General features: G+C 42.6%; 7 protein-coding genes. 6 read left to right on the top strand and 1 reads right to left on the bottom strand.

Annotated elements, in window-relative coordinates; genetic code table 11:
- Positions 1-157: 157 nt before the first annotated feature.
- From KAH81_09345 to KAH81_09320, 6 genes are all read left to right on the top strand, one after another.
- A complete protein-coding gene (locus tag KAH81_09345) occupies positions 158-1,951 on the top strand; it encodes a PAS domain-containing protein (protein ID MCK5833855.1) in 1,794 nt (597 codons plus the stop codon).
- Between the two features lie 12 nt (positions 1,952-1,963).
- Positions 1,964-3,190, top strand: a complete 1,227-nt coding sequence (locus KAH81_09340; protein MCK5833854.1) for an alpha/beta fold hydrolase — start codon at positions 1,964-1,966, stop codon at positions 3,188-3,190.
- 357 nt (positions 3,191-3,547) lie between these two features.
- Complete coding sequence (locus KAH81_09335; protein MCK5833853.1) at positions 3,548-4,003, top strand: hypothetical protein; 456 nt, start codon at positions 3,548-3,550, stop codon at positions 4,001-4,003.
- 8 nt (positions 4,004-4,011) lie between these two features.
- Positions 4,012-5,286 carry an outer membrane protein transport protein gene (locus KAH81_09330; GenBank protein MCK5833852.1) on the top strand — a complete coding sequence of 425 codons (1,275 nt, stop codon included), beginning with the start codon at positions 4,012-4,014 and terminating at the stop codon, positions 5,284-5,286.
- A 30-nt stretch (positions 5,287-5,316) separates the two neighbouring features.
- Positions 5,317-6,075 carry a hypothetical protein gene (locus tag KAH81_09325; protein ID MCK5833851.1) on the top strand — a complete coding sequence of 253 codons (759 nt, stop codon included), beginning with the start codon at positions 5,317-5,319 and terminating at the stop codon, positions 6,073-6,075.
- A 54-nt stretch (positions 6,076-6,129) separates the two neighbouring features.
- Positions 6,130-6,381, top strand: a complete 252-nt coding sequence (locus KAH81_09320) for a hypothetical protein (GenBank protein ID MCK5833850.1) — start codon at positions 6,130-6,132, stop codon at positions 6,379-6,381.
- 449 nt (positions 6,382-6,830) lie between these two features.
- On the opposite strand, the gene KAH81_09315 is transcribed toward KAH81_09320, so the two are convergent.
- Complete coding sequence (locus tag KAH81_09315; protein MCK5833849.1) at positions 6,831-7,241, bottom strand: peptide chain release factor-like protein; 411 nt, start codon at positions 7,239-7,241, stop codon at positions 6,831-6,833.
- Positions 7,242-7,276: the final 35 nt, after the last annotated feature.

Here is a 7,276-nt window from a genome sequence, read left to right as displayed (position 1 = left end):
TGAAGTCGATGCAGCTGTCTCGGCATTAACTAGCATGATCGAACCGGTTGTTATCGTCGTCATGGGATCAGTTATCGGAGCCCTGCTTATAGCCATGTACCTTCCTATGTTCGATATCATTGGTCAAATTAAATAAGACATGGAAAAGAGTTAATCGATGTTCGATAAGACTTCTACTGAAAACACTGCTGGAACAGTCACATCTACTACAACTATAGATGTAGGCAATTATTTTAGAAGCAAAATACGATGGCTCTTAATAGCTCGCTTCGGTATGTTTGTTTTCATCACCGGAGCAGTCTTGATAGTATTCTCAGGTAAAGGTCTTCTTTCAACTCTTCTTTTCGCTTACGGCCTTATTACACTTGGCTATCTTCTAACTTTAGTTTATTGGGAAAAAAGCCGCAAAGAACTGAGTTTTAAGTTTATATGCGGTGTCCAACTGTTTTTCGAGTTACTAGTAGAAATAGGCATAGTGCATTATTCTGGAGGTGCTGGGTCACCTTTTATACTTCTCTTCGGCTTATCCGTTATAACCTCGGCCTTTATATTCAAATTAATTGGAACTCTTGTAACTGCCACAGGATCTGTCTTACTACTAACCACCATGGTAATAATGGAACACCGTGGTGTTATTGAACCAGTTATCGACCGTTTTCCGGTCACGGCGATGTTATATACAGACGTCGATCTTCTTTTCTTTACTACTTATATCTATGCGCTTTTCATCTATCTAGTTGCATTCATGATGGGCTACATCTCCGGAAAACTCCAAGTCCGCACCGGCGAACTTCAAGTTACCGGGGAAGCTCTACGACGTATAAGCATGGATACTGATGACATACTCATGCACATGCTTAGCGGCCTTATTACGCTTGATCCGGAGGGCAGGGTAGTCTATTTAAACAAGGCGGCCAGTGCTCTTTTGGATATTGATTCAAAAAAAATTAAGGGGAAGTTCCTCGATGAAATACTCCCTTCCCACGCAAAGGTTTTCACCGAAGTGCTTTCCGAACTACTAGGCGAAGGTTCTCTGAGCGAACGAAAAGGCGAGTTTTTACTTAAGACTGGCGATGAATTCCGCACCATGCATCTTACTTGTAGCTTTCTTAATAATCCAGAGGGAAGCCTTCGAGGAATTATCGCCCTTTTCGAGGATGTTACCGAGCAAAAACGCCGAGAGATATATCTAAAAGAGGTCGAAAAAATGGCTGCTATCGGCGAATTATCTGCCAACCTCGCTCACGAGATACGAAATCCACTTGCCTCTATACGAGGGTCGGTCGAAACTATTATGGGATCGGAATCCGTTATCGAAGACGATTCAGAGCGAAGGCTTATGAATTTAATTATAAAGGAAACAGATCGCCTAACAAATGTGCTCGAGGAATTCCTCGTCTTTGCTCGCTTAAAGGAACTCCCTATCGATCATATCACATATAATCGCATCGACCTTGCCAAGCTTATCTCTGAAATTGTCTTAATGCTCAAACATACTCCAGGTTTCGCGGATTACATCGAGATAAATAATAAATTAAAAGGCGAGGTATGGACTCTCGGAAGAGAAGAACAACTCAAAGATGCGTTTTATAATCTGATAATAAATGCGAAAGACGCTATCGGTGAGAACAAAGGCACAATTACAATAAAGATTACTAAGGAACGTCTCGGTTTTTATGCCGAAAAGCGCCTTATAGGCGTGAGTGTTTCCGACACGGGACCTGGAATCCCAGAAGAACTGCTTAGTCGAGTATTCACGCCTTTTTTCAGCACTAAACCCCGCGGCACAGGACTCGGATTAGCCATTGCGCAAGGCATAGTTAATCGTCACCGTGGAATTATCGAAGCCAATAACCTAGAAACCGGAGGCGCAAGACTAACTGTCTATTTGCTCAAAGCGCCATCGCAAAAAGAAAATTTGTTCGACATCAATAAAACACTGCTTTCCTAAGGAGATAAAAGGATGACCAAATATATCATAGTTTATATTTGTTTTTTCTGTTTTTCGTTGTTATCATATTCCGTGAACCCGGATATTCCTTATTACCCCGATGGAACTGCTCCTAATCCCGAAAAAAACATGCTCGATGTTTATGTGCCAAGTGGCATCACTGAGCCGGCCCCTGTCCTGTTTTTCATCCACGGAGGAACTTGGACATATGGAGACAGAAGTGAGTTTACTGCTGTCGGTGCAACCCTGTCCGACCAGGAGGGCTTTGTTACAGTGGTTATTTCATATAGCCTCAGCGATTCGCTCCACCCCGATATATCACATCCCGACCATATGTTAGACGTCGCTCAAGCTTTCAAGTGGACAGTTGATAATATTGAAGAATACGGTGGCGATCCATCGAGGATAATCGTTATGGGTCACTCCGCCGGTGCTCATCTTGCCACCCTCTTAGCAACAAATACCAGATTCTTGGACACACTATCCATTGATATCGAGAATATAAAAGCGGTTATATCATTTAACATGGGTATTTATGACATACCAAAGCTCTATAGCGATTGCGGCACGTGGGCTTCGATGGGTTATGACCTTATGGGGTTTTCTGCTATTTTTGGCCCCGTTGCTGACAGTTCTTTTAATTGGTATGACGCCTCCCCTAAATATCACCTCTTTGCCGAAATGCCCCCTTTTATATTTTTTGTTTCAGATATGGACATGGAACAGATAATCGGTGGGGATTTCGGTGGGATGGGCATTATTATCCTCCCGGGTGAAGTTCAATTCACTTATAATGATTTTCGCGCTTACCAACCTGCGGATACATTTTGGCTCGAGGGAGACCACAATAGCGCCTTTTCTGATTTTGTATTCGATATTTTTTCCCGAGGGCGAATACTCACTAGGGAATTTCTAGATGATGTTTTCTTCGATATTCACGAAACATCAAACTTTCCGTCTAGTATAGATTTAGCTTTATATCCAAATCCATTCAATTCATCGCTTTCAATCGATATTACAGGGCTTTCCCATTTCAATAATACCAATCAACAAATAAAAGCACAAATTTTCGACTTGAATGGAAAACATATCTGTGATTTATCAGCACCCTGTGAGAAAAGCAATAATAATACTTCATTCACTTGGATTCCGGAAAAAAGGTTAAGCAGCGGGATTTACCTTATCCGCATTGACTTTGGAGATAATTATTTCACGAAGCGCTGCATTTTTATGAAATAATAATAAATCTTTTCAACCTGGAATAATCATTAAAATATAAGGCTTGCCCTGACTTTTTAGTCTTTTATCATATTTCGGTTTTAGTGAGGTAAAACCCCGCACCATTCTCGATGTCACAAAATTTGCAGAGGGGCAAATTTCGCGCCATCGCCCGCCTTCACCATAAACATTTGAATTATTGTAATTCCTTTTTGATTAAAAAATCTCGTTTAAACCTCAGTATTAGGCGCACATTATTTGTGCATATTTTCAGTTTATGTGCACAGAATAAATCGTTTTATTTTAATAACATATTATAACATAAGCACTTAACTTTTGGCATAAAAAATGCGAAAACTCTCTATAAAAGGAGTTGTTATGAAAAATAGAGTTGTGAAATTACTTTTAATTATCCTAGTGGTGTTGTTCGTTGATGGTTGCTATACCCAAATCATGATAACGTCGGCATCGGAGAATCCTGAACAAACATGGGAAAAGGAAAACTATTCTCCAGGCTATTACCACAATCGGTGTCATTGGTGTTCGCGTTGGAACTACTATTATAGTTATCCCTGGTGGTTAGACCAATACTGGTGGTGGGATCATCACTACTCTGAACCTATATCACCGGATCGACGCGAGAAATACGAACGGCGTCGCGGTCTCGACAATGCAATAGACAACATTATCGAAACAATCGACGCTATCGATGGCATCGATGAATCGCGCGAACGAAACGATGCTTCCAATCCATCGGACACTCAAAACGATGATGATGACAACGGCAACAATAACACAAACGACCGCGCGCCTCGTCGTCGTGGTTTAGATTAAGGAGCAAAATGAGACTGTTAATTCCGATATTATCCACTTTTCTAATCCCCATCTCCATATTTACACAAACACTTGCAAATAGCGATGTTGCCGACTTCATACCCAGCTCCGACAGACACCTTGCGATGAGTATTCGCTCGGCAGGTATGGGTGGTGCAGGTGTTGCTTCTTCTGAGGATTACACAGCACTTTTTTACAATCCTGCAAATCTTGCTTATATTTATCGCTTTGAAATGGCTGGCGCACTTCAATACGACGCTCTTTCATTCGAAAGCGCACTCGATTCGAGTGCTTCTGGCACAGGCTCTGATAGTTATGTTAAACTACAGAATATCGGGGGTGTAATTCCACTACCAACCAAGCGTGGCGGCGTCTCTTTTGCACTTGGTTTCACAAGAACAAACTCTTTTGATAGACGAATACGTGCAAACAGCACCGGTGATGACGGCCTTATTTATCAAATCGACGAATCTGTGAAGGGCGGCCTCGGGAAATTCTCGCTCGGTGGAGGCATTCAAATATCACCCATGATGTCGATAGGCGCATCGATAGACTTATACCTTGGCGGTGAAAGATATAGCTGGTTCAATGATATCCAAAACCCCGGTGAGACTGCATGGCCGGACAGTGTCGAAAGAAAAATATACGCTGACGACATAACCGACGAATATAGCGGTATCGGTGCTCGTTTCGGGATGACGCTTGTTCCCACTCGCTTTGTTCAAATAGGAGCCTACATCTCGACGCCTACCTCACTTATAATCGAAGAGGATGGTATCAGTCGCTTCGACTCGATTACTACAGGTTTGGAAACCTATCAAGAGGACTACGATATTGTCCAAAGCTTCGAGGTGATTCTTCCATGGCGTTTCGGTGCCGGCTTGGCAATTCGTCCGACTGAATGGATACTCCTCGCTGGAGATGCTGAATATGTGGACTGGCGCCAGATCGAATACGACGAACCTGCGTGGATATTGAGCCAAAACCGCCTCATGGATGATTCATATCGCGCGACTCTACGCTGGTCGGCTGGGAGCGAGTTCACAATACCTATCGCATCCCTAAAGCTTAGAGGTGGTTTCTCGCAGGAGCCTATAGCCTATCTCGAAAACGGGAAAGATAGAACCCGCAACACAATAACCGGAGGCCTTGGTTACCTTGTTAGCGATCTAGTTAGTCTCGATCTCGCTACTCAGTTTTCTAACTGGAATATCGACGAAACACGCCTCGATGGAGATTATTCTCTCACAAGCGTTTGGCTCGGATTATCCTACAGATTTTAACTGAATACTAACTCATTTCCGGGAGGAAATATGAAAAAGCAAGTCTTAATAATCTCCTTTCTCGCGCTCGCCTTTGTCGGTTGTTCACTGGCGAAAACTGCCGAGTTCAAAGGTAAAATTGCTTCGGTGAAGGTTATTATTGACGGCTCGAAAACCAAGGTAGCTCATCGCGATTGCTACACATTCTTTTCAGCGCCTATCGGAAGCGAATACACACTTAGGATAACTAATCACTCTGGAAAGCGAATCCTAGTAGTTCCCACAGTAGATGGAATAAACGCTATCGACCGCTCAGAGGGCAACTGGGATGGATCCGGTTATGTTATCGATGCCTACGATCATGTCGATGTGAAAGGATTTCGAAGAGAGGATGATTTTCAGCATGTTCAACGCTTCACATTCAACGAAGCACGCTTTTCATTGGCAGAAAGAATTGGCAATGTGCAAAATGTAGGTGTCATCGGCGCGGCGGTATTCAAGGAATACGAACCACCGAGATACACCCAATTAGCGAAGAATATGCGCTGTTGCGATAGCGCGATGCCCACCGCAAAAAAATCTCGCTGTGAATCCGAATCCCGGGCGGGCACAGAACCAGGAAGAACTGTTAATGATCCAGTTAGAAAAGTTCGCTTTCAAAGAGCGACCGACATCCCGGCGGAAATCCTCGCTCTATACTACGATAAAGAAGAAAACCTCATCTCGGAGGGTATTTTACCCCCACCTTACGATCCCCCTCCAAAGGGTTTCCTCACTCCATTTCCCTCAAACTATGCACGAGGCAACTGATCTATCGACACCGACTCCTCTCTACCTCCGGATACTACTCCGGAGGTTTTTTATTTGAAAAAACCAAAATATCCTCTTCATCCTACAAAATGCACACCTCCAATTGTAATATCAGTAAAACTCCGAAAAAAATCTCTCTTATTAATTATTATTATTGCGCGCTATAAAATAGCATATAAGAAGCAATTAACCACATCAATCAGAAATGCCGATGCCATATACGAGGAATATTCCGATCTAGTGAGCACCGATGAGCATTGGATTGATAGCTACAGAAAAAATTCAACGATTAGCTTATGTATTTGAAACTTAGGATTCGATATTAAGCGAAGTTTTACAGGAACGCAAACCAAAATTCTAAAAGAATTTTTCTTTCCAATTTAAAAAGGCTAATATTGGAACAGAATAAAATATGTGGGATATGTGGTCAAATGATAAAACTCTTAATAGATACGGTCCTCGATCACGATTTACATTATCGCCATTGCGAAAAAACTCTTCAAAAAAATGCTAGATTAGTTCATAGACATAGCAATTTGACAAGGTCAAATCAAGACTTCTCTGGTGATTGATTTTTATTTTCGCACCCATGCTCTTCGTGCTGTAAATTAATCTCTCTATAGGTTTTCCCATGTTATCCTATAGGGACGAATCTCGCATTCGCCTATGGAAAGGGCGATCATAAGGATCACAAGAAAAAGCCGCGAGGAGAACTTCAAGCCCTCTTATGCTTAAGCCGATGGTGCAAGTTAGGATTATTCTTCAAGGTTAACCCCACCCCTTAAGGACTTCTTTTTCGATTGCATGCGCTTTTCCTCAAGCATCTTTTCCTTGGAGCGGCGGCTTCTGCGTGCTTTTTGTTTGCGAATCTTATAGTTCTTAGACTCACGCTTGCTAATAATGCCGTCACGCTGTTCTTTGATTTTCTCGCATAAGATTCTTCGTGCAATAAATCTATTCACTTCTCGGGAGCGCGATTGTTGCACCTTCACCTCGATGCCCGTAGGTTCGTGCTTTATATAGACACAGCTCGCCGTTTTATTGAGCTTCTGCCCTCCACGACCGGATCCGTGAATAAACTTCTCCGTAAGGTCCTCCTCGAGGATACCGAGGCGCTCCATGCGTTTTCTTACTTCATCTAATTTGTCAGATCTAACAAACGGCATTGTTCTTTATAAGCTTAGAGTCTGGGCTAAAAAGC

The organism is bacterium (genome assembly GCA_023145965.1).
In the GTDB taxonomy this organism is placed as follows: Bacteria; UBP14; UBA6098; order UBA6098; family UBA6098; genus UBA6098.
Note: the sequence above shows the minus strand (reverse complement) of the source record. Positions and strands in the feature narration are given on the sequence as shown.